The organism is Janthinobacterium paucivorans, from assembly GCF_051380805.1.
GTDB classification, from domain to species: Bacteria; Pseudomonadota; Gammaproteobacteria; order Burkholderiales; family Burkholderiaceae_D; genus Janthinobacterium; species Janthinobacterium lividum_D.
The window spans coordinates 1-23001 of record NZ_JBNYXR010000005.1 but is presented as its reverse complement, the minus strand read 5'-3'; the positions used below and the strand labels follow the sequence as shown (position 1 = coordinate 23001).

The 23001-nt window shown below is 62.2% G+C and carries 15 protein-coding genes; 8 read left to right on the top strand and 7 right to left on the bottom strand.

Translation table 11 applies throughout. The features are described 5' to 3' along the window. The first annotated feature begins 417 nt into the window (after positions 1-417). Positions 418-843 carry a VanZ family protein gene (locus tag ACQ4V8_RS07600; RefSeq protein WP_436571177.1) on the top strand — a complete coding sequence of 142 codons (426 nt, stop codon included), beginning with the start codon at positions 418-420 and terminating at the stop codon, positions 841-843. A 20-nt stretch (positions 844-863) separates the two neighbouring features. Here ACQ4V8_RS07600 and ACQ4V8_RS07595 read toward each other — a convergent pair whose 3' ends face one another. Further along, the gene (locus ACQ4V8_RS07595) at positions 864-1142 is read right to left on the bottom strand and encodes a hypothetical protein (protein ID WP_010395392.1); all 279 of its coding nucleotides are present in this window, start codon (positions 1140-1142) and stop codon (positions 864-866) included. A 472-nt stretch (positions 1143-1614) separates the two neighbouring features. Between ACQ4V8_RS07595 and ACQ4V8_RS07590 the strand changes: the two genes are divergently transcribed. Continuing rightward, a complete protein-coding gene (locus ACQ4V8_RS07590; protein ID WP_010395390.1) occupies positions 1615-2613 on the top strand; it encodes an LLM class flavin-dependent oxidoreductase in 999 nt (332 codons plus the stop codon). Positions 2614-2695: 82 nt separating this feature from the next. Here ACQ4V8_RS07590 and ACQ4V8_RS07585 read toward each other — a convergent pair whose 3' ends face one another. The 6 genes from ACQ4V8_RS07585 to ACQ4V8_RS07560 all read right to left on the bottom strand — a co-directional run bounded on the left by ACQ4V8_RS07585 (position 2696) and on the right by ACQ4V8_RS07560 (position 10171). Next, entirely contained in the window at positions 2696-4336 is a 1641-nt protein-coding gene (locus ACQ4V8_RS07585; RefSeq protein ID WP_436571176.1) for a M28 family peptidase, read from the bottom strand. Positions 4337-4472: 136 nt separating this feature from the next. After that, positions 4473-5309, bottom strand: coding sequence for an HDOD domain-containing protein (locus tag ACQ4V8_RS07580; RefSeq protein ID WP_010395386.1), 837 nt, complete (start codon positions 5307-5309; stop codon positions 4473-4475). A gap of 121 nt (positions 5310-5430) precedes the next feature. Beyond that, positions 5431-6522 carry a BMP family ABC transporter substrate-binding protein gene (locus ACQ4V8_RS07575; protein ID WP_010395384.1) on the bottom strand — a complete coding sequence of 364 codons (1092 nt, stop codon included), beginning with the start codon at positions 6520-6522 and terminating at the stop codon, positions 5431-5433. Between the two features lie 85 nt (positions 6523-6607). Then, entirely contained in the window at positions 6608-7537 is a 930-nt protein-coding gene (locus ACQ4V8_RS07570; protein WP_436571175.1) for an ABC transporter permease, read from the bottom strand. Then, on the bottom strand, positions 7530-8606 hold the full coding sequence (locus ACQ4V8_RS07565; RefSeq protein ID WP_010395380.1) for an ABC transporter permease: 1077 nt from the start codon (positions 8604-8606) through the stop codon (positions 7530-7532). Before ACQ4V8_RS07565 ends, ACQ4V8_RS07570 begins: the two co-directional genes overlap by 8 nt. A gap of 50 nt (positions 8607-8656) precedes the next feature. Continuing rightward, positions 8657-10171, bottom strand: coding sequence for an ABC transporter ATP-binding protein (locus ACQ4V8_RS07560; RefSeq protein ID WP_070346541.1), 1515 nt, complete (start codon positions 10169-10171; stop codon positions 8657-8659). Positions 10172-10623: 452 nt separating this feature from the next. Between ACQ4V8_RS07560 and ACQ4V8_RS07555 the strand changes: the two genes are divergently transcribed. From ACQ4V8_RS07555 to ACQ4V8_RS07530, 6 genes are all read left to right on the top strand, one after another. Further along, positions 10624-11436, top strand: a complete 813-nt coding sequence (locus tag ACQ4V8_RS07555; protein ID WP_010395374.1) for a hypothetical protein — start codon at positions 10624-10626, stop codon at positions 11434-11436. A gap of 78 nt (positions 11437-11514) precedes the next feature. Continuing rightward, positions 11515-13404, top strand: coding sequence for a type VI secretion system baseplate subunit TssF (gene tssF, locus ACQ4V8_RS07550; RefSeq protein ID WP_436571174.1), 1890 nt, complete (start codon positions 11515-11517; stop codon positions 13402-13404). After that, positions 13368-14414 (top strand): type VI secretion system baseplate subunit TssG, encoded by a 1047-nt coding sequence (gene tssG / locus ACQ4V8_RS07545; RefSeq protein ID WP_436571173.1) that lies wholly within the window; start codon positions 13368-13370, stop codon positions 14412-14414. Before tssF ends, tssG begins: the two co-directional genes overlap by 37 nt. A 77-nt stretch (positions 14415-14491) precedes the next feature. Further along, positions 14492-16648, top strand: a complete 2157-nt coding sequence (locus ACQ4V8_RS07540; RefSeq protein WP_436571172.1) for a type VI secretion system Vgr family protein — start codon at positions 14492-14494, stop codon at positions 16646-16648. A gap of 2 nt (positions 16649-16650) precedes the next feature. Then, positions 16651-17970 (top strand): DUF2169 family type VI secretion system accessory protein, encoded by a 1320-nt coding sequence (locus ACQ4V8_RS07535; protein ID WP_436571171.1) that lies wholly within the window; start codon positions 16651-16653, stop codon positions 17968-17970. Continuing rightward, on the top strand, positions 17960-22891 hold the full coding sequence (locus ACQ4V8_RS07530; RefSeq protein WP_436571170.1) for an RHS repeat-associated core domain-containing protein: 4932 nt from the start codon (positions 17960-17962) through the stop codon (positions 22889-22891). Before ACQ4V8_RS07535 ends, ACQ4V8_RS07530 begins: the two co-directional genes overlap by 11 nt. The last annotated feature ends 110 nt before the right edge of the window (positions 22892-23001 follow it).

The following is a 23001-nucleotide window of genomic DNA, read 5'->3' as shown; positions in this document are numbered from 1 at the left end:
GCTTTCATCAGCGGGCTTTTTTTTTGCTGCCACTCTTGAAACATGGCTATTCTTGCCATGATGCACAATCTTTCCAGTAATGCCGTCCACCGAAAAATATGTTGCGCCGTGTCATCGGCTCGTCATGTTCGCCACCTATACTTGCTTCATCTGCTGTACAGGCAACCGATATGCCTGACCACAGACAGGTGTGCCGCAATGGCACACCATCCCCTTTCAAGACTGTGGCGCGGGCCCGCAAGGCAGGCGACATGGTAGTACCGAGCAACTCTCAACTCTTGACCCATTTCATTTGGGTTTTCGGCCCGCGCTACCGCGGGCCTTTTTTTTGCCTGACAGGCAAGCTTTTGCGCAAAAAACCGGCTGCCTCCATGCGCATGATATTGTGACTGCCTTTCATTTTTTTCCTGACGCATCATGCCTACCCCATTGCTCGAACTATGTTTTGCCGACCGCCACGCACGCCTGCGCTACCGTACGGCACTGCTGTTGTATCTGCTGGTGATCCTGGTCGGCGACATACCGGGCGTGCGCGCGGATGTGGGCCACTATGCCTCGGGCGGGGTACTGCATTGCTTCGGCTATGGCGTGCTGGCTCTGATCCTGTTCAGCGGCACGCGCGGCGGCATGGCGCGCCGGGCGCTGCTGTCGGTGCTGATGGTGGCGGCCATGGGCGCGCTGGACGAATTCATCCAGAGTTTACTGCCTTACCGTCGTGGCGCCGTGAGCGACTGGGTGGTCGATATCACGGCCGCAGCGGCGGTCTGCCTGTTGCTGTTTTTCCTCTGGCCAAGAATGGTCGTCGCCGCCCTCGGCAAGCGCGCGCAGCTGCCCGAAGACTGAACTGGCGCAGGCACTGGCGCTCAGGCGCGGTCCGCTTCGCCGTCCTGCAATGCCAGGCGCAACTGCCGCTGACTGCATGCGCCCAGGCGCCGCATCAGGGCGCGCGTCTCGCGCCGGCTGCCGGCGCCCACGGCGCGTGCCGCATCGCGCTGCATGTCGAGCAACTGTTCCGCACGCGCCTGCCGCACCAGGCCATGCAAGGCCTGCGCCAGTACATGGCGAGCACGGGTGTCGCGCGCTGTGCCGACGACGGCCAGCACCAACTCATCGATCAGTTTTGCGGTAGGACCAGATGACATTTTTTCTCCCAATTGAGCAATGAGGAAACGTGCGGGCGCACGCCCTAGTGATTACCATCATCGTTTATACCAAGCACAACAATTAGACGCTTGATCTGGCTCAATCGCGCATGACGGCTACCGAACAGCTGGTGCAAGGCATCGGCACGCTCGCGTTCCAGCCAGCCCCGCATCTGCGCCAGTTTGTACTCCAGTTTGTGCTCCAGTTCCCATGCCTGCGGCCCGTGCAGGCCCCCTGCTCGTCGCGGTTACGGCGCGACGCATAAAGTCGGGGCGGCCCACTTCAGCACCGCCGGCAGTGATTTCAAATCAATATGAGTTTTTTACCGATCAGTACGCAAATTCCCGATTCGCATTATCATGTGCGCAGCCTGTCTTCCCCGCCATGCTTTCTTGATGGCCGACTGTGCCAGCGTCAGGGGATAGACAAATCGTCCATTGTGATTTTTCACCACGTCCCGATATCGCCACCATGATCCCATTTTCCATACTCGACCTCGCGCCCATCGCCGAAGGCAGCAACGCCAGCGAGTCATTCAAGAACACGCTGGACCTGGCGCAGCATGGCGAACGCTGGGGCTACAAACGCTACTGGCTGGCCGAACACCACGGCATGCCCGGCATCGCCAGCGCCGCCACGGCCGTCGTCATCGCCCATGTGGCGGCTGGCACGAAAACCATCCGCGTGGGTGCGGGCGGCATCATGCTGCCGAACCACTCGCCGCTGCTCATCGCGGAACAGTTCGGCACCCTGGAAGCGCTGCATCCGGGCCGCATCGACCTGGGCCTGGGCCGCGCGCCCGGCTCCGACCAGACAACAGCGCGCGCACTGCGCCGCGACTTGCAGTCCGACGCGGAAGAGTTTCCGCAAGATGTGCTGGAATTGATTGACTACATGTCCGACGCGCCGCGCCAGCGCGTACTGGCCGTGCCCGGCAAGGGTGCGAAAGTACCGGTGTGGATACTCGGTTCAAGCCTGTTCGGCGCCCAGCTGGCCGCCCACCTGGGCTTGCCATATGCGTTCGCCTCGCACTTCGCGCCGCAAATGATGTTGCAAGCCGTGGCGTATTACCGCGAACATTTCAAGCCATCGACGCAATTGGCAAAACCGTATGTCATGCTGGGATTTAATGTGTTTGCCGCCGACACGGATGCACAAGCGCATCTGCGCGCCACCTCGATGCAGCAAGCCTTCGTCAACCTGCGCACGGGCCGCCCATCGCGCTTGCAGCCACCCGTGCCCGGCTATCTGGAACAGCTGGGCCCGCAGGAGCGGGCCATGCTCGATGCCGTCCTGTCATGCACGGCCATCGGCGCGCCAGACACGGTGAAGGCGAAGATGGCCGCCTTTATTGCCGCAACGGGTGCCGACGAGCTGATGATCACCTCGCAGATCTTCGAACACCAGCACCGACTGCGCTCGTATGAACTCACGGCGCAAGTGCATGCGGCGCTGGCGCAGCAGGCATAAAAACGCTGTCTGCACTGGCTGGAACGGGCGAGCTGAGACGCAAAAAACCGCTCACATTGCGCGGTTTTTATGCCGAGACAATTTACTTGGCTGGCTGGCGCACCTTGCCAAACGCATCGCCTGCCTTCCAGAGCGGCATCCTCGCTGCATTCGCCACAGCTTGCCCCAGGTTCAAGGTAAATTGCGCCTGCTGCGTCATGCCGGACAAATCCCAGCTGGCATCGTATTCATCGCTCACTTGATGGTAGCGGGGACCGTAGGCGGCCGCCTTGGCTTGCGACGCTGCCACGTCCTTGACGTACTCGCGGCCGCCATTGATGGAAAACGCCGGCACGCCCGCCTTGGCAAAGCTGAAATGGTCGCTGCGGAAATAAGCTCCGGCCAGGTCGGGACGTGCTTGCGCAATGTGCATGCCCATGCTTTTCGCCACGGCGGCGGCCATCTCTTGCAATTGCGTGCGCTCGCTGCCTTGCGCGCCGATGTCATGCGTGGCGCCCACGAAATTCAAGCTATCGAGGTTCAGCGCGGCCGCCGTCTTGTTCAAGGGCCACAGCGGGTCGGCCGCATACGCGGCACTGCCCAATAAACCCTGCTCTTCGGCCGCCACCCACAGAAAGATCTGCGTGCGCTTGGCAGGTTTCTTGACGGCTGCCTGCGCCATGGCCAGCAAGCCGGCCGTGCCGGAAGCGTTATCGACGGCGCCGTTGTAGATGATGTCGCCCGCTTTTTCGTCATCCTGGCCTTGCTTGCCCAGGTGATCCCAGTGGCCGCTGTAGATGACGGCTTCCTCTTTCAATAGCGGATCGGTGCCCGGCACCATGCCGGCAATATTGAACTGCTCGACCTTGCGCACGGCCGACTTCATTTCACCGCTCAGCTTGGCGTCCAGCGCAACGGCCTTGAAGTCCTTGCTTTCGGCTTGCGCGCGCAAGGCATCGAGGTCCTGCCCGCCGGCCGCAAACAAGCGGCGCGCCGCGTCTTGCGCAATCCAGCCTTGCAGCGGCGTGCCGGCCGCGCGGTGCGCCAATTGGAAGCGCTCGCTACCGCTCCAGCTATTTTGCACCACGCTCCAGTCATACGAGGCGGACGGTTTGGTGTGGATCAGCAATACGCCGGCCGCGCCCTGACGCTGGGCTTCCTCGAATTTGTAGGTCCAGCGGCCGTAATAGGTCAGCGCCTTGCCCGCGAAGCGCTGCGGTTCGGTGACCGTGGGCTGCGGGTCATTGACCATCATGACGACGATCTTGCCTTTGACATCGACGCCCTTGAAATCGTTCCAGCCTTCTTCCGGCGCCGTGATGCCGTAGCCGACGAACACCAGCGGCGCGTCAAACGCGTGGGCGGCAACGGAGTCGCCCGTGGCCCAGACCCAGTCCGGACCGAACGCCAGCGGCACGACCTTTCCAGCGGCGACGGCTTGCAGGCTACTATCTTGTGGCAAGGATTTCACGCCGGCAATTTGCACGCTTTGGCGATAGCTATTGCCGCGCACCGGGCGCAAACCGGCCATCTGTGCCTGCGTTTCCAAATACGCCACCGTCAAGTCGGCGCCACGCTGGCCCGTGCCGCGCCCTTCCAGCAAATCGTTGGACAGGAAGGCCAGGTGGGCGCGCAGGGGCGCTTCCTGTACCAAGGGCAAAGCGGGAGCGGCATGCGCAGAAAATGTCAGCGCCAGGCTGGAAGCGAGGACAGTGGCGGCCAGGGAAAAATACAGCTGCTGCATAAGATCCTTTGGGTAAGAGGAGACAATCGGGCCGACGGATAGCCGGGCCGGCGATTGTATGCCATGCAGCAGGCACATCAAAATGCAGACCAAAAAAATCCCCGCAACAAGGGCGGGGATAACAGTGGGAAGAGCCTCAGACCAGCAAGGCCGCCGCCAGTGATTCGATCTCTTCCGCCGATTCGTCGAGAATGGTGTGCAAGGTACTGCCGCCGATGCCGAAGTCGATCTTCGCCGCCTCCAGGCGCCGCGCGGCGCTTTCCGGCGCATGCAGGGGCGAGCCCACGGGCGACAAATCGTTGGCCAGCACCAGCGTCGCGCCCAAGGTGCGAGGCGGGAACGGGCTGCCGCCATGCCACATGCCTTCGACTGCCTGCAAGACCATGTCGGGCACTTGCAGCTGGCGCAGCACGCCACGGCCGATCAGTTTTTCGCCGTATTCGATCCAGTCTTGCGTATTATCGTCGAGCAAGCCCGGATATTCCTCGGCGCGCGACAGCAGATAAAAGCCGCCTACTTCGTGCACGATGGCGGCGAACATGGCCGTTTCCACATCCACGTGCGTGACTTTCCGGGCGATCACCTGGCTCAGCGCGGCCACGTGCGCCGTGTGCTCCCACAGCTTGGCCGACTTGGCGCGCAATTGCGGGTCCGTGATCTGGCTGCCCAGCTGGCGCACGATGACGGACGCCACCATCGACTTTAATGTGGCAAAACCCAGGCGCGAGACGGCTGCGCGCACATTCGCGATTTCATTGCCGGAACGGTTGTAGGCGGCCGAGTTGGCCAGCGCCACGACCCGCGCCGACAGTAGCGGCTCGGCCATGATCATGCGGGCGGCTGCTTCGATATGGCACTCGGGGTCGTCCAGCGCTTCCTGCAGCTTCAAGGTAGCCTTGACGTTGGCGGGGAACGTCAGCTCGCCCTTGCTCGCTTGCAGCGCGATAATCTTGAATACTTCCAATCTGTCCATGGGTCAACCTCCGGTGCGGGCTTGTTCAAGCACTGCTATGTGGGTGATCCGGGAATGCGCATGCACTCCCGGACCAGCCCCCGTTTCCGGCAATATTACAGCAAGTTTATATGCAAAGATATTACTTTCCGGAAACTTTACCTGCGACGCCTTCGACAAAATAATCCATCTTCGTCAGCGCTGCATCGTCCAGCACGCCTTTGTCCAGGCGCACTTTGCCGTCGTTATCCTTGATCGGCGCACTGAAAGGATTGAGCTTGCCAGCAACCATCTCTTTTTCGCGTGCCAAAACAAACTGTTTCACATCGGCAGGCACGGCGGCGTTGATGCCTTCCAGCTTGACCATGCCATCCTTGATGCCGCCCCAGGTGCTGCTGGACTTCCACGTACCGTCCAGCACGGCTTTTGCCTGCTGCGTGTAGTACTCGCCCCAATGATGGGTGACGGCGGCCAGCTGCGCCTTTGGCCCGTATTTTTTCATGTCCGAGTGGTAGGCGATCGCATACTTGCCCTTCTCTTCCGCAGCCTGCACCACGGCAGTCGAGTCCGTGTGGTGGGTGACCACGTCGGCGCCCTGGCCGATCAGGGTGATGGCCGCATCGCGTTCCTTGCCCGGGTCGAACCAGCTATTGACCCACACCACTTTCACTTCCGCCTTGGGATCGACGCTGCGCATGCCACGCGTGAAGGCGTTAACGCCCTGCAACACCTCCGGGATCGGGAAGGCCGCCACATAACCGGCCACATGGGTCTTGCTCATCTTGCCGGCCAACACGCCGGCCAGGTAGCGGCCTTCGTAGAAACGGGCGTTGGTGTTGGCCACGTTCGGCGCCGTCTTGTAGCCAGTCAGGTGGATAAACTTCACATTAGGAAATTGCTTCGCCACTTTCAAGGTGGGATTCATGTAACCGAACGAAGTCGTGATGACCAGCTTGCTGCCAGTTTGCGCCAAATCGCGGATTACGCGCTCCGCATCGGCGCTTTCCGGCACGTTTTCCACATACTTGGTCGTGATCTTGTTGCCCAACGCCTTTTCCATTTCCTTGCGCGCCTGGTCGTGCTGGGTGGTCCAGCCAGCATCGCCGATGGGGCTGATATACACGAAGCCGACGTTCAGCGGCGCCGTCGCGGACGCGGGTGCGGCGGCCATGACGGACATGGCGGGCAGCAGCGCAGCACTGCAGACGGCGGCGCAGAATAGTTTCTTGGACATGGTTTTCCTTGTGATGGCCCCCCATCGAAAATAAAGAAGACAGCGCGCCGCGGGGGAATGACGGCGCGCCTTGGCACGGTACGGGCTAGCTGCCCGGATTGAAATGCTTGCCCAGCGAAGCTGGCATGTTCAGTTTGATGTAATTGGCATTGCTGGAGATCAAGACCAGCACGACGATGGCCGCCAGGTACGGCAGCATCGACAGCAGTTGCGAGGCGATGGGCACGCCCAGCGCCTGCACATGGAACGTCAATATCGTGATGCCGCCAAACAAATAGGCGCCGCCCACCACGCGCGCCGGGCGCCAGGTGGCAAACGTGGTCAGCGCCAGTGCGATCCAGCCGCGTCCCGCTACCATGCCCTCGACCCACAACGGCGTGTAGACGAGCGACAAAAAGGCACCGGCCAGGCCGCAGCAGGCGCCGCCGAACAGCACGGCGGCCAGGCGGATGTGCCGCACAGGGTAACCGAGCGCATGCGCGGACGCTGGCGACTCGCCCACGGCGCGCAACACCAGGCCTGCCCGCGTGCGGTACAAAAACCAGGCGATGGCTAGGCACAGCAATAAGGACAGATACACCATCGGATGCTGGCGGAACAGGGCCGGCCCCAGCACGGGAATATCTTCCAAGAAAGGGATGCCGAAGCGGCCGTTGTGCAAGCTGTTGCCCACATACTTCAAGCCGATATACGTCGACGCGCCCGCGCCAAACAGGGACAAGGCCAGGCCCGTCGCATACTGGTTGGTACCCAGCCACACGGTCAGCCAGGCGAAGAAACCGGACAGCAACATGCTGGAGCCCGCCCCCGCCAGAAAGCCCAGGGCCGGGCTGCCCGTGTTGACGGCCACGGCAAAGCCGGTGATGGCCGACACCAGCATCATGCCTTCCGCGCCCAGGTTCACCACGCCCGCCTTTTCATTGACCAGCAGCCCCAGCGCGGCGAGCATCAGCGGCGTCCCCGCATTGATGCTGGCGGCAATCAAGGGCGCTATCGTCAGGGCCAGGTTATCCATTTTTTCTCCAGCGCAATTTGTATTGAATCAGCACGTCGCAAGCGAGCAAGGCGAACAGCAAGATGCCCTGAAACACGCCGGTAATCGCACTCGGCAGCCCCAGGCGCGATTGCGCCAGCTCGCCACCGATATAAAACAGGGCCATGACGAAACTGGAAAAAATCACGCCCACGGGATGCAAGCGCCCCACGAAAGCGACAATGATGGCGGCAAAGCCGTAGCCGGGCGAGACCGTGGGCGTAAGCTGCCCCATCGGCCCCAGCACTTCGCAGGCACCCGCCAGACCGGACAGGGCGCCGCAGATCAGCAAGGAAGACCACAAGGTCTTGCGCGAGGAAAAGCCCGCATAACGGGCGGCGGCCGGCGCCATGCCGCCCACGCGCAGGCGGAAGCCGGCAATGCTGCGTGACAAATACAGCCAGCCACCCAGCGAGGCCAGCAAGGCGAAGACGATGCCCACGTGCAAGCGCGTATCGCTGATCAACATCGGCAACAGCAAGCCGTCGGACAGCAGTTTCGATTGCGGAAAATTAAACCCTTCCGGATCGCGCAGCACACCGTAGACGAGATAGCTGAGCAGCAATTGGGCGATGTAGACCAGCATCAGCGAGACCAGGATTTCACTGGCGTTGTAGCGGTCGCGCAGCCAGGCCACCAAGCCCGCCCACAGCATGCCGCCCGCCATGCCGGCCAGCAGCGATATACCGATGATGGCAGCACCACCCACGCCATCGTCGAGGTAGAGCGCGGCCGCGCCGCCGCAAATGGCACCCAGGGTCAGCTGGCCTTCCGCGCCGATGTTATAAATGTTGGCGCGAAAGCAGATGGCCAGGCCCACGGCGATCAAGAGCAGCGGCGCCACCTTGAGGCCCAGCTCGGACCAGCCGTGCGCGTCGCGCAAGGGTTCCACGAAGAAGACGGCCAGTCCCGCCAGCGGATCGTGTCCCAGCGCACTAAATAACAGCGCGCCGCACAGCACGGTGAGCAGCACGGCCAGTACGGGCGACAGCCACGACATCAGGCGCGACGGGCTAGGCCGGGCTTCCAGGCGCAAGGCGAACTTAGTCATGGGCCGCCCCCTTCGGGTATGCGGGACGCTTTTCCAGCTGCAAGGCAAACTTAAGCATGGGTCGCCTCCTGCGGCCACAGCCCGCTCATCCACTGTCCGACGAGAGTCACGCTGGCCTCGCCCACGTCCAGCGACGGTGAAATTTTTCCTTTCGCCATCACCAGCAAGCGGTCGCTAATGTCAAACAATTCATCGAGTTCCTCCGATACCACCAGCAAGGCGCAGCCAGCGTCGCGCAGCGCCAGCAATTCAGCGCGGATTTGCGCGGCCGCGCCCACGTCCACGCCCCAGGTCGGCTGCGCCACCACCAGCACGGTGGGTTCGCGCATGACTTCGCGCCCGACTATATATTTCTGCAAGTTGCCACCCGACAGGCTGCGCGCCAGCGCTTGCGGCCCGCCCGCCTTCACCTGGAAGCGCGCGATGATGGCGGCCGCCCGCTGCGCGATCACGTGGTGACGCACGAAGCCGTGGCGGATGGTGGCCGGTGTCTGCAAGCTCAGCAAAACGTTGTCGGCCAGCCCCATGTCGGGCACGGCGCCACGCCCCAGCCTTTCCTCCGGCACGAAACCGAAGCCCAGGGCGCGACGCCGGCCCGGCGGCAAGCGGCCCGCCTGGGTGCCGTTCAGCACGATGCTGGCGGGGGCCGCGCGCATGTCCTCGCCCGACAGGGCGGCCAGCAATTCCTGCTGGCCATTGCCGGACACGCCAGCGATGCCGACGATCTCGCCCGCGCGCACGTCGAAGTTAATATCGCGCAACTCAGTGGCGAATGGATGACTCTTCGGCAAGTCCAACTGCCGCACGCTCAGCATGGCCGCGCCCGGCGTGCGCGCCACGCGCGTGACGGCGGGCGGCTCGGCCCCTATCATCAGGCGCGACAGGCTGGCCGCAGACTCTTGCGATGGGTCGCATACGCCCGCATTCTTGCCCGCGCGCACCACCGTGCACGTATGGCACAGGGCGCGGATCTCGTCGAGCTTGTGGCTGATGTAAAGGATGCTGCAGCCTTCGGCCGCCAGTTGGCGCAAGGTGCCAAACAGTTTTTCCACGGCGCCCGGCGTCAGCACCGAGGTCGGTTCATCGAGAATCAACAGTTGCGGCTTGGCCAGCAAGGCGCGCACGATTTCCACGCGCTGGCATTCACCCACCGACAAGGTGTGGACGTGGCGCTGCGGCTCCAGGTCCAGGCCGTACTGCCGCGCCGTCGCCTCGATGCGCTGCGCCAGTTCCGCCATATTGGTGCCGGCAGGCAAACCGAGGGCGATGTTTTCCGTCACCGTCAAGGTGTCGAACAGGGAAAAGTGCTGGAACACCATGGCGATACCCAGCGCGCGCGCGGCCGACGGGTTGGCGATCTCGACCTCGCGGCCATTCCACAGGATGCGGCCACCATCGGGCTGCACGGCGCCATAGATGATTTTCATCAAGGTCGATTTACCGGCGCCGTTTTCGCCGAGCACGGCGTGAATCTGTCCGGGTGCCACGCTCAGGTGGATGCCGTCATTGGCCACCACGGACGGATAGCGTTTGCTGATGTCGTGTAATTCCAGGCGTGTCGTCATTGTTTTTTCGTGCCTCACTGCATGGTCGCCGGCATCGATGCCGGTGGGGGAAATCAAACTGCGGTCTCTCAATTGCTGTCTCTATCGTATCGGCATCCGCAACGCTTGGGGACGGGCCGGGCGGCGCGTACTTTCTATTTCCGCAAAAAAACAACACCTGTATACAATTTTGAAAAAAATTATCAGCTTTAGCACTACCGCCTTGCCCGGTAAGAGCGAGAAATGCGATGATTATATGCAAGAAATGATAGTAAGTATGCAGAAAATGCATATTGTCCGGTGCGGCGATGCTCGCATCATGGATTCACAGGCGCCAATATGCCCATCGCATCGCTTCCTGCGCACTACGCGCCCTGCCATCATTAGTTACCATTTTTCAACACCGCCATCAGGAGCCGAAAGTGCCAAAAACCATACCGTGTCTGTTGCTCTGCCTCACTACCACCCTCGGCATGGGCGCGACCGCCCAGGCTGCCGATTGGAGCGATACCGCGCTGAGCTGGCGCGCCGGCAATGACTACCGCGAGCCGTTCAATCCGAACGACATCAAGAAAAACATCTTTGCCATCACGCATGCCAGCGGCTACAAATACGGCAGCAACTTCGTCAATCTCGATTTCCTCATGTCCGACAGCAAGGATCCGGGTGCGCTGGGCAAGACTTCAGGCGCGCAAGAGGCCTACCTGGTGTACCGCAACACCATCGACATCGGCAAGGTGCGCGGCAGCGACATCAAGTTCGGCCCCGTGCGCGGTGTCGGCGTCACCCTGGGTTTTGATGTCAACACGAAAAATGACGTTGGCTACAACTCGCGCAAGCGCATGCTGGTGGCCGGCCCTACCCTGATGTGGGACGTACCCGGCTTCTTCAACACCAGCCTGCTGTTGCTGCGTGAAAGCAACGCCCCTAGTGGCGCCTTCCCGCCTATCTCGCAAGTAAGCGGCCGCTACACGTTTAAAACGCACGCCATGCTGGCAGGTGCCTGGGCCATCCCCCTGTCGCCGCTGTTCTCGTTCGAAGGTTTCTTTAACCTCATCGATGCAAAAGGCAAGGATGAAGTGGGACGCGACACGGCGGTGGAAACGAATATTGACATGCAAGTAATGTACGACGTGGGTGCGGCCCTCGGTAGCGCCAAGAACACCTTCCGCGTGGGCCTGGAATACCAGTACTGGAAGAACAAGTTCGGCAACGCGGCCACCACCACGGGCAATGTGGGCCAGACGGCGAAGACGCCGATGATACGCGCGGAGTACCATTTCTAAGAATCATTGTCACGCGTCAACATCCACGCGCGCGCCTGATGCCAGCATGAAGCTTTCCTGCTGGCCGAGAGCGCGACCGTGGAACAACTATTGCCGTATTACGAGCGTGAACTGGGCCTGTTTCGCCAGTACACGCGCGAGTTTTCCAGCCGCTACCCGAAAGCGGCCGGGCGCCTGCTGATCGCCGGCGACAGCTGCGAAGATCCGCATGTCGAGCGCCTGATCCAATCCGTCGCCCTGCTCACGGCCAGAGTCGCCAAGCGCCTCGACGACGCCTATCCGCAATTTACCAACGCCCTGCTCGACACCCTGTACCCGCACTACCTGCGACCATTTCCCTCATGCTCCATCGTGCGCATCGCTGCCGATGAAGCAGCGGGCGGCGGCCAGTTGGCCCAGCTTGCGCAAGTGCCGCGCGGCACGCTGCTGCGCTCGCAGCCAGTGCAAGGCGTGGCTTGCAAGTTCACCAGTGCATATGACGTGACTCTGGCGCCGCTGGTCATTTCTCGCCTGCATTTTTCGCCGCTTATCGACGCGTCGCCCGGCCTGCGCCTGTCCGCTGGCACCAGCGCCCTGCTCAGCATTCAATTCAGCAGTAGCAGCGACAACTACCACTTGGACCAGGCCGGCTTTTCCAGCCTGCGCCTGTTTGCCGATGGCGAACCGTCCGTGCGCGCGGCCCTGCTCGACGCCCTGTTCCTGCGCGGCGCGGGCGCCTACGTCGCGCAGGACGATCACAGCCCGTGGCTGGCCGTCGATGGCACGCCGCTGACGCCGGCCGGCTATGCGCAAGACGATGCGCTGATCCCCATTTCCGCCCGTTCGCATCCGGCACTGCGCCTGCTGACCGAGTATTTCGCCTTTCCGGAAAAGTTTCATTTCATCGATATCGCCTGGTCACTGCTGGCGCCCTTGCTGCCAAAACAGTGCCGCCAGTTCACCTTGCACCTGCCACTGCAGGGCGTGCGCAGCGACAGCCACGAGGCGCGGCTGTTGGCCGGCGTCAGCGGCAACAACCTCTTGTTTGGCTGCACGCCCGTCGTCAACCTGTTTGCCAAGTCCGGCGTGCCGATCCGTCTCACGCATACCGAGCCCGACTACGCCCTGCTGGCCGATGCCACGCATGCGTTTGCCTACGACATCCACAGCATCGAGGCCGTCACCGTGCTGCGCAAGGATGAGGCTAGCGAGCGCCTGAGCACCTTCTTGCCGCTATATGCTTCGCTGCGAGGCGCCCAGGCCGAGCAGGACCAGGAATATGGCAAAGACCGTGGCAAAGACCGTGGCCAAGATCATGGCCAATATTGGCTGGCGCGCCGCGACGAAACCGTGGCAGCCATCAGTCCCGGTCATGAAATGCGCCTCTGCCTGATTGACCCGCAATTTTCACCGACTAGCGCCGCCTGCGCCACCGTCTCGACACAGCTGCTGTGCAGCAACCGCGACTTGCCCACGCAATTGCATTACGGCTTGCCCGGCGGCGACCTGCTGGCCGAAGACGTGCCCGACGGCATCCCCGCGCGCTTCCTGCGCAAGCCCACGCCCAGTATGCGCTTCCTGGCCGACACGCACTGGCGCCTGATTGCGCACCTGTCGCTCAATTACTCGGGGCTGACGCAAGTGGGCCTGGGCGAATTCCAGAAAATACTCAGCCTGTACGACCTGCCCCGTTCGCCCACCACGCAGCGCCTGATCCAGGGCATCGTCACGCTGGAACACGGCAGCACGCGCGCGTGGATGCCGACCGTGCCGTTTCCCACCCTGATGCCCGGCATCGCCATCCGCGTGGGCATCGACGAGCAAGCCTTCGTCGGCAGCAGCATCTATGTTTTTGCCCAAGTGCTGCAGCGCTACTTCGCCCTGAACAGCCAGCTCAACTGCTTTAGCCAACTGACGCTGCTGTCGCAGCGCAGCGGCGAGGAACTCATCCGATGCCCGGAACGCAGCGCCGACGCCACCCCAGCGTGATCGAGCAATTGCTCGACGCGCCGCAGCGCTTCGAGTGCTTCCAGGCGCTGCGCCTGCTGCTGGCGTGGCTGGCCGAACACGGCATAGATGAACACACGGCGCTGGCAAAAATCCTACGCTTCGACAATAGCGTCTCGCTGCGCTTTCCCGCCAGCCAGATTGAGGCGCTGGCGACAGGTGGCATAGCCGATGCCGATGCCTTGCTGCAAGCGCTGCTGTCCGGCCAGAACCAGCACATCCACCTCACGCCCGCCTTCATGGGCTTGCTGGGCTGCCAGGGTAGCTTGCCCAGCCACTATTCGGAACGCATCGCCGCGCACCAGCATAGCGAACGCGACACCAGCGCACGCGCTTTTCTCGACCTGTTTTCCAGCCGTACCGTCACCCTGTTTTACCAGGCCTGGCAAAAATACCGCATCGAGCACGCCGGCCACGGCGGCGCCTTCCTGGCGCGCCTGCTGGCCCTGGCCGCGTGCCAGCCGGGCCAGGGCCAGGACGAGGTGGCGATCGGCCTGTACTCGGGCTTGCTCCAGCAGCGCACCATCTCATCCATCGTGATGGCGCGCATCCTCGGCGAGCACTTCGGCGTGCCCTGCCACATCGACGAAGCGACGGGGGGCATGGACGTGCTGGCGCCGCGCGAACAAACGGCGCTGGGCATGGCCAATGCCGTGCTGGGCCAGCGCGCCACCATCGGCGAGCGCTGCCGCCGCCCCGACCTGGCCGTGCGCCTGCGCCTCGGTCCGCTCACGGCGCAGCAGCACGCGAGCTTCCTGCCGCGCGCGCCCGGTAGCGTAGCGCTGCGGCGCATGCTGATGCTGTTCGGCCAGCCGCTCATGCGCTACGACATCGTGCTGGTACTGCACGCCAGCGAGGTGCGGGGACTGGCATTGACGACCGCGCCACACGCTGGACTCGGCTGCAACAGTTTCCTCGGCATTGGCACGACACCGCGCCACCGCGACGACATGCATTACGAAATGCAACTGATGCCTTCAATCAACGATTGAAGCTTGCGGCTGCGCAAAACGCTGGTGTTCGCTATTGCTACAGTCGCTCAACGATTCCTACCGTGAAGCGATGCGCGATGAGCAAGTTCCCCGAGATGACGGCGGCATGGACGGCATTAGTGGGCGAGATGCAGGGCCAGCGCCTGCTGCGCCTGCATTTTCCGCATGGCGATGCGCCAGCCCACAGCCAGTTCCTGGCCAACAGCCTGGCCGCCAGCGAAAGCCTGTCGCGCGATTTTTCCTATGTGGTGGAAGTGCTGTCCGACGATGCGGCCATCGCGCTCGACAAGGTGATGGGGAAAATGGTGACCGTCGAACTGGTGCGCGAAGACGGCAGCTTGCGCTACTTCAACGGCTATGTGTTTGAATTTCGCTTCCTGCGCACGGACGGCGGCTTCGCCTTTTATGAAATGGTGCTGGAACCGTGGCTATCGCATTTGCGCTTGCGGCAAAACAATGTCGCCTTCCACGGCTTGACGGTAGCGGCGCTGACCGACAAGGTGTTCGATGACTACCTGATGCGCGACTATAAGCTGGCCGCCAGCGGCGCGGATCCCGCCATCACCTACATTTGCCAGCACAACGAGAGCGACCACAACCTGCTGCACCGCCATTGGGAACAGCTGGGCTGGCACTATCGCTACGAACACCGCCACGACGGCCACACCTTGTGGCTGGACGACGACAGCACCACCGGCAAGCCCATCGATGGCGCATCGAGCGCCATGCCCTTCCAGCACCAGGCCGGTTCCATGGAAGATGATGGAGTGCATCAATGGGGCACTGTGCGGCGCATGGCCTCGGCCCGGATGACGCTAGCCAGCTTCAACTTCAAGAATCCGCGCAGCGCCCGCGCCAGCGGCGACTCGCTGAACCGCCAAGTCGCCGTGCCATCCCTGGAAGTGTATGAAAACACGGGCAGCTATGGTTTTAAAAACATCGACGACGGCGAAGCCCTGGCGCAGCGACGCATGGAAGAGCTTGATGCGCAGGGCCAGCTGTTCGAGGCGCAGGGCAACGACCGCACCGCGCAGCCGGGGCGCTGGTTCACCCTGGACGGGCATTTCGACAGTGCAGCTTCGGGCAAGGCCGCTGGCGAATACCTGATCCTGTCCGTACAGCACTACGCCAGCAATAACTATCAGCAAGGGCATGGCGCCACCTCACACTACAGCAACACATTTAGCTGCATCCCCCGCGCTACGCCCTGGCGCCCCGGCCGCCATTTTCATAGCCGCGAGCCGAAGATCTACGGCGTGCAGACGGCCACCGTCGTCGGGCCGCCCGGCGAGGAAATCCATACGGACGGTTATGGTCGGGTGAAGGTGCAATTCCACTGGGACCGCCTGGGCAGCTTCGACGACAAAAGTTCGCCGTGGATACGCGTGATATCGAACTGGGCCGGCTCGAACTTCGGCCATATCAGCCTGCCCCGGGTGGGCATGGAAGTGGCCGTGCAATTTCTCGACGGCAACGTCGCCATGCCCATCATCATCGGCTGCGTCTACAACGCGCGCAATATGCCGCCATGGGACTTGCCAGCGAACAAGACGCAAAGCGGCATGCTGAGCCGTTCCTCGAAGAAGGGCTCCAGCGCACACGCCAACGCCTTGCGCTTTGAAGACCGCAAGGATGCGGAAGAACTATGGCTGCATGCGGAAAAAGACCAGCGCATCGAAGTCGAGCATGACGAATCGCACTGGGTCGGCAATGACCGGAAAAAGACTGTCGATCGCGATGAAACCGTGCACATCAAGCGCGACCGCACGGAAACGGTGGGCCACGATGAAGACATCACCGTGCACAACAACCGCCGTGAGCGCGTCGACCATGACGAACACATCGACATCGGCGACAACCGCCACGAACACGTGGGCGGCAACGAGCAGGTGCAGATTGACGGCCACCGTTCAGAACGGGTAACCCTGGCCAAGGACGAAACGATAGGCTTGGCCAAGGTGCTGACCATAGGCGCGGCCTACCAGACCACCGTCATCGGCGCCATGAACACCACCGTGGTGCTGGCGCAGGCTGAGCAGATCGGCCTGGCGAAAAGCGTCATCGTCGGCGCCGACAGCACGCTCACGGCCACCGATTCGCACACGATGACGGTGGGCACGTCCAGTATCACCATCACGCCGGGACGCATCGAACTGGTTGCCGATGAAATCATCATCCGCGGGAGGTCCAAGGTGCAAATCCATGGCGACGACATCGACAACAATCCGGGCTGACGATGAATGACGCCGGCACAGCCCATTTCAACATCCCCAACCTGCTCTTCGATAACCGCACGCCGCACGCGGCCTGCCAATTCGACATGGTCGACCAGTTTGGCGAGGCCTTTCATGTGGTGGTAGCGCGCATGGGCTACACCTTGGGCCCCTGCGGCGCGGACGGCCTAGCCAGCCTGCAGCCCATGGCGCGTCAGTCGCCGTTGGCCACGCAAGACCAGCACCTGGGCGGCGACACGCAGGCAGGCACCATGCAGGAAAGCGACTTCGCACCGTACAAGCCACGCTGCGACGTGATCGTCAATGGCGTGGCGCACGCACCGCGCGGGCAGGCGATGCCACAATTTCTCGTCAACTTGAAGGTGCAGTCAGAAAAGAAAATCCTGATCGACAAGACTTTGCAAGTGTGTGGCGAGCGCGCCTTCCGCAAGAAAGCCGTGCTCACGCGCCTGGCGCAAGGCTGCGCCCGCATCGCCACCGTGGGTTTGCTGCGGCCCAATCCGTGGCACTTATCGGCGCCGGAAGCGTTCCTGCAATTGCCGCTGCACTACGCTTACGCGTATGGCGGCCAATGCCGCATCGAGGCCGATGACTGCAACGCGGCGCAACACGATTCTTGCCAGGCCAATCCGCTGGGGAGGGGTTTTGTGCGGCACTGGTACCTGGATGCGAAACAGATCAATGAGGTGCCAGCGCCCCGTATCACACAACCATCGATCACGGATGCATCTCTGCCATGCACGGCCGCCCAGTTCTGGCAAGGCGCGGGCGGCAAGGCGCTGCCCGCGCCGGCGGGCTTGGCCGCTATCGGCCGAGGCTGGCTGCCGCGCCGCGCGCTGGCAGGCAGCATCGTCGTCAAGGACAAATGGGATGCCGATGAAGTCCCCGCCCTGCCGGAAGACTTCGATTTCGCCTACTGGAACAGCACGCCTCCGGACCAGCAATGTCCGCACCTGGCGGGACTGGAGCAATTCACCTTGACCAATCTGTGCCGCCACGACCATCGCTCGGCCCGCATCGACCCGCGCGGCAACACCGTGCTGCGCTTCGCCCTGCCGCAACAGGTGCTGTGCCTGCTGCTGGCGGATAAGAACGATCAGTTACTCGTCTGGCGACTGGCCATCGATACGGTGCTGCTCGATCCCGAGGCGGCCAGCGTGGAACTGGTGTGGCGCGCCATCGTACCGGCCGACGCGGGCCAAGTCGCGTCGCGCCTGCTGCACCTGACGGAGGCGGCACAAATCTCCCGCATCGAACTGCTGGAACAGGCCCAGGAAGCGCTGGGCAAGGCGGCCGAGCAAGGTAAAAACAATGACAAATGAAACCGTCACCAAAGCTTCGCGCTTCTATTGCGTCAGCCTCAGCCCAGACATTTGCAAGACGCCCGTCGGCTCCAGCACGCCGCCTATTCCCTACAGCATCATCGGTGAATTTGCTGAAGCACAGAACGCCTCGCCCAACGTCAAGTCGCACAGCGAACCCGTCATCCTGCACCAGCGCAGCATCATTCCCGCCGTCAAGGGCGACGCGGCCGGCAAGGCGGGCGGCGTCAAGAGCGGTACCGTCGGCAAGCAGGTCGACACCAAGGTCGCCAGCGCCATCCACCGCGCCAACGGCGCTAATTTAGTGCAGATGGGGCGTGAAGTATGGATGAATTCGCGCAATACCGTGGGCAAGATTTATGAGCGAGGCGCAGAGGCGGCCAAGCCCGTGCTCAAGGAACTGAAGGCGGCGATACGGGAAGCGGCGCAAGACTACAAGGATCATGGCTCCAAAAAAATGCATGGCGCCGCCGAAGACCTGGTGGACGCGGGCGGCACCATCTTGACAGGCAGCGCGGTGCTGGGAGTCGCCGGATTGGGCGTGGCGGCAACGGGCATTGGCCTGCCGGCAGCTGCCGCGATGGAAACAGCGGCAGCAACGGGCGCTGTTACCGGCACGGCGACCGTTGCCAGTGGAACCGCAGTGAAAGCCTCGGCCACGGTGTTTGATCAGGCGGCCGACTACCTATTGACAGGCAAAACACCAGATTTGATCAATACCGCCTCAGACATCGTCATGAATGCGACAGAATCATTATTGCACGCGGCGGTCTTCAGCAAGATTCCCGGCGGAAAAATGCTGAGCAAGTTCCTCGGCAAAAAAGCGGCGCCGAGCGTCAAGCAGGTCAAGGACAAGCTGGTCGGCAAAAAACCGGACAAGCCGCCCCCAAAACTCGACCAACCTCCCCCAAAAAACGGCGGTGACGACGGCAAGAGCCGGGGCAAGAAGGAACCGAAATCGGAAGCCCCCTCCGACTGCTGCCCCAAGGATAGCGGCCCCGCAAAAAAACCCGTCAAAGGCCGCAAGCCCGTGCATTTCGGCACGGGGCAGGAAATCCTGTACCAGACCGATTTCGCCCTGGAAGGCGCCATACCCATCGCCTGGACGCGTTGCTACCGCTCCGGCGCCGAATGCGAAGACGAGGGTTTGCTGGGCGCGCGCTGGTCAACGCCCTACACCACCAGCCTGTCGCTGTGCGATGCAGGCATCGTGGTGCACGACGACAGCGGCCGCGCCCTGCGCCTGCCTGGCCTGAAACCGGGCCAGCAACACGACAGCCGCAAGGAAGGTTTTACGCTGACGCGCGACGGCGCCGACACCTTTACCGTGCTGTGGCGCGACGGCAGCGTCGACCGCTACGCGCGCGCTGAAAGCGGCTCGCTGCCGCACGGCTACGACGGCGTCAACGCCATGCTGGCCCCGTCCGCGCCCGTCGCCACGCAGCGCTTTGCCCTCGTGCGTAGCGAAGGGCGCGATGGGCGCGGCATCAGCATCGAGCGATGCATGGATGCCAAACCGGGCGCAGTGCTGCTGCGCCTGCGCAGCGATGATGGCAGCGTGCTCGAAGCCATGCGTGGTGCTGAGGAAAAGGCCATCCACATCGCCAGCATCGACGAGGTATTTACCGACGGCAGCCGCCTCTGCCACGTCCGCTACGCCTATGCCCTTGAGACGACCGATACCCAGCCGCCCTTCACGCCGCGCTACAACCTGCTCAGCCAGTCGAATGCGCTCGGTGACACGCGCCGATACAGCTATCGCCACCACCTGCTCACGTCGTGCAGCAGCTATACGGGTTTTAGCTACGAGCTGGAATGGGTCAGCCTGGACGCGCTGCGCGAGCGCTGGAGTGGTTCCCCATTGAGCGAACAGGAGCTGGCGCAGCGCCATCCCGTCACCATCGCCAACAGCTACCAGGCACGCGCCATCGCCACCCGGGCCTGCGATGGCAGCGAACACACGCGCATCGATTACGTGGACAACGACACCAGCCGCGTCACGGAAAACGGCGGCATCCTCGAATACACCTTCGACGCCAACTGGCTGGTCACCGAGGTAAGCCGCATCATCGATGGCAAGGCCGCCTCGCTGGGCCGGCGCGAGTGGGACCGCGATGGCATGCTGCTGGCCGACATCGACGCCAACGGCGCCGCCACGCGCTACGTCTACGATGCAGCAGGCAACCTGATCCGCAGCACCGATGCCAAGGGATACGCCAGCAGCGTCGCATACGATGACTGGAACCAGCCCGTCGCCTTCACCGATGCGCTGGGCAACACCAACTTGCGCGAATACGATGCGGCAGGCCGCCCCGTGAGCATCACGGACGCCTTGGGCCACGTCACGCGCTACCGCTACGACCAGCGCGGCCAGCTGGTGGAACTGATCGACGCCAGGGGCGGCAGCAAGCATTTCCAATACAAGCGCCGGGGCTTGCTGACCAGCTACACGGATTGCTCCGGCAACAGCAGCGAGTACAACTACGACAAGCAGGGAAGATTGACGGCGGTACGCGATGCCATGAGCCACGTCAGCAGCTATGAGTACGATGGCCTCGGCCGCCTGACCGGGCTCATCGCACCAGACAAAACACGCGAACATTACGCCTACGATGCAGACGGCAATCTGGTCTTGCACGTGGATGGCGCCGGCCAGCAGACGCGCTACCGCTACAACGGCCAGGGCTTGCCCGTGGAGCGCACGGACGCCGTCGGCCATACGGTGCAGTACCGCTACGATGCAGCGCTGCAACTGACGGAATTGATCAACGCCAAGGGCGAAAGTTATCAACTCGCGTATCACGCGGAAGGCTGGCTGACGTCGGAAACGGGCTTCGACGGCAAGCGCACGCAATACAGCTATGACCAGTCCGGCAACCTCACCGCCAGCGAGTGCGGCAGCCAGCGCACGCAGCTGCTGCGCGACGCACTCGGTTTGTTGCAAGTCAAGACCACGGCGGACGGCGTGGTGCGCTACGCCTACGATGCGCTGGGCCGTCTGACGGCCGTATCCGCGCCGCAAGCGGAACAGCGCTTTGTCCACGATGCGCTGGGCCAGTTGACCGAAGAACGCAGCGCATATTTTCTGCAATCCCTGCCCGACGCCGGCAGGCTGCCCAACGCCCCGCGCGTGCCGGATGCCAGCTTCGTCATGACGCACGCCTATGATGAGCTGGGCAACCGCATCCAGACGGTCTTGCCGAACGGACGCCGCATCGACACCTTGCGCTACGGCTCCGGCCACTGGCATAGCGTGCTGTGGCAAGGCCAGACCGTCGTCGATGTCGAGCGCGACAAGCTGCACCGCGAAAAGCAGCGGCAGCTCGGTAGCAGCGGCTTGCTCGCCACGCGCCAGTACGACCCGCAATCGCGCCTCACGCAGCTGACCCTGGCGCGTGGCGCCGACGCGCCCGCCCCCGTGCGCGAGCGCCGCTTCGAATACGATGCGCAAGGCAAGCTGAGCACCATTTTTCAAACAGGCGCCACCGCTGCCGGCCCGCTCGGCAAACTCAGCTATACCTACGACCCTGTCGGCCAGCTGCTGGCCGCCGTGCAACCCGGTCTGGCCGAACACTTCGCCTTCGACCCGTCAGGCAATCTGCTCGACAAGACTCCCGCGCCAGGCAACGTTCTGAACAACTACGGCGATATCGAATACGATTACGACGAGCAAGGCAATACCACCGGCAAGCGCTTCCATCCACCGGGCAGGGAATCGACCTGGAGCGATCTGGAACTTGAATACGACGCCGAAAACCGCCTCAGCCACGCTACCAGGACGGAACGCCAGTCACGCCACCGCGCCCACTATTTCTATGACGCGTTCAGTCGCCGCATCGCCAAACGCGTCGAGGATGCACGCTGGAACAAGCAACAAAACATCACCAAGGACCAGCCCGGCAACTGCGGTAGCAGCATCACCTTCTTCGTCTGGGATGGCGACACGCTGGCACAGGAACTTGGGCACGAAGAAACGGTCACATATCTGTACGAGCCGGACAGCTTTGTGCCGCTGGCCAGGATCGCTTCGCAAGCCTCTCGCCAGGCAAGCACGATCCACCTGCCGCGCGTCGCGCAATGGGATTTACCCGCCACGCGGCACGACGCCGAACTGCAGGCAGCGATTGCGCAAGAACAAGCGGACACCGAAGCGCTGCAGGTATCGGCATGGCAGCGCATCCAGGCGACAGCCGACGGCGCGGCAGCACACGACCGCATCACCCACTACCACTGCGACCACCTGGGCACGCCGCGCGAGCTGACGGATGGGCCAGGGAACGTAGTCTGGAGCGGGCGTTACAAAGCGTGGGGGCGTTTGCTGCAGGTAGACGGAGAAATCGACCAGCCGCTACGGTTTCAGGGGCAGTATGAGGATGGAGAAACGGGGCTGTTTTACAACCGGTATCGCTACTATGATCCTGACGCATCGAGATATCTAAATCGAGATCCTGCCAGGCTGTCTGGTGGTATGAATTCATATTCCTATGCGCCAAATCCGACAATGTGGATTGATCCACTTGGGCTACAAAAAAAATGTGGAACATGTTGCCTCGGCGGGCGTTTTTCAAGTGCTGACAGTGCAGCTCGCGCAGCATTAATACGCTACAACTCAAAATCAATTCGAGATAATCTTGAATATGGCGGATTAATTTACAAAGGAAAGAATGGGAAGTACGATTTCACAAAAGCAACGCGAGGTGACCTTGATGGAGTAGACCCTTGGAGTGGCAAAAAAATTGCCAAGAACTGTGAAGAAACAGGATATTGGCACACACACGGAAATTATTCAAGAAGAGATGGAACACAAACAACAAAAGAAAATGACTACTTCAATAGCAACGATTTTTCCCCTGATGATAAAAATGCGGCAAAAATAAGCGGCCAAGGAAAAACAGAGTATCGAGGATATGTAGGTGTTTAGTTTCGTGCGATCATATTCCTCGTCGCAGCATGGCCCTGTTTCGGGCCAAAGCTGTGCTTGACGAGTTGATCGGCGGTTTGCCACCGAGATCGTCCCACCAGTTTCAGCAC

What these genes read in the sequence shown, in the direction of transcription:
- ACQ4V8_RS07565 (WP_010395380.1), bottom strand. Translation starts at nt 8,606, where the DNA reads ATGACTAAGTTCGCCTTGCGCCTGGAAGCCCGGCCTAGCCCGTCGCGC.
- ACQ4V8_RS07560 (WP_070346541.1), bottom strand. Translation starts at nt 10,171, where the DNA reads ATGACGACACGCCTGGAATTACACGACATCAGCAAACGCTATCCGTCC.
- ACQ4V8_RS07595 (WP_010395392.1), bottom strand. Translation starts at nt 1,142, where the DNA reads ATGTCATCTGGTCCTACCGCAAAACTGATCGATGAGTTGGTGCTGGCC.
- tssG (WP_436571173.1), top strand. Translation starts at nt 13,368, where the DNA reads ATGCCCGGAACGCAGCGCCGACGCCACCCCAGCGTGATCGAGCAATTG.
- ACQ4V8_RS07600 (WP_436571177.1), top strand. Translation starts at nt 418, where the DNA reads ATGCCTACCCCATTGCTCGAACTATGTTTTGCCGACCGCCACGCACGC.
- ACQ4V8_RS07530 (WP_436571170.1), top strand. Translation starts at nt 17,960, where the DNA reads ATGACAAATGAAACCGTCACCAAAGCTTCGCGCTTCTATTGCGTCAGC.
- ACQ4V8_RS07585 (WP_436571176.1), bottom strand. Translation starts at nt 4,336, where the DNA reads ATGCAGCAGCTGTATTTTTCCCTGGCCGCCACTGTCCTCGCTTCCAGC.
- ACQ4V8_RS07575 (WP_010395384.1), bottom strand. Translation starts at nt 6,522, where the DNA reads ATGTCCAAGAAACTATTCTGCGCCGCCGTCTGCAGTGCTGCGCTGCTG.
- ACQ4V8_RS07570 (WP_436571175.1), bottom strand. Translation starts at nt 7,537, where the DNA reads ATGGATAACCTGGCCCTGACGATAGCGCCCTTGATTGCCGCCAGCATC.
- ACQ4V8_RS07580 (WP_010395386.1), bottom strand. Translation starts at nt 5,309, where the DNA reads ATGGACAGATTGGAAGTATTCAAGATTATCGCGCTGCAAGCGAGCAAG.
- ACQ4V8_RS07535 (WP_436571171.1), top strand. Translation starts at nt 16,651, where the DNA reads ATGAATGACGCCGGCACAGCCCATTTCAACATCCCCAACCTGCTCTTC.
- ACQ4V8_RS07540 (WP_436571172.1), top strand. Translation starts at nt 14,492, where the DNA reads ATGAGCAAGTTCCCCGAGATGACGGCGGCATGGACGGCATTAGTGGGC.
- ACQ4V8_RS07590 (WP_010395390.1), top strand. Translation starts at nt 1,615, where the DNA reads ATGATCCCATTTTCCATACTCGACCTCGCGCCCATCGCCGAAGGCAGC.
- ACQ4V8_RS07555 (WP_010395374.1), top strand. Translation starts at nt 10,624, where the DNA reads ATGGGCGCGACCGCCCAGGCTGCCGATTGGAGCGATACCGCGCTGAGC.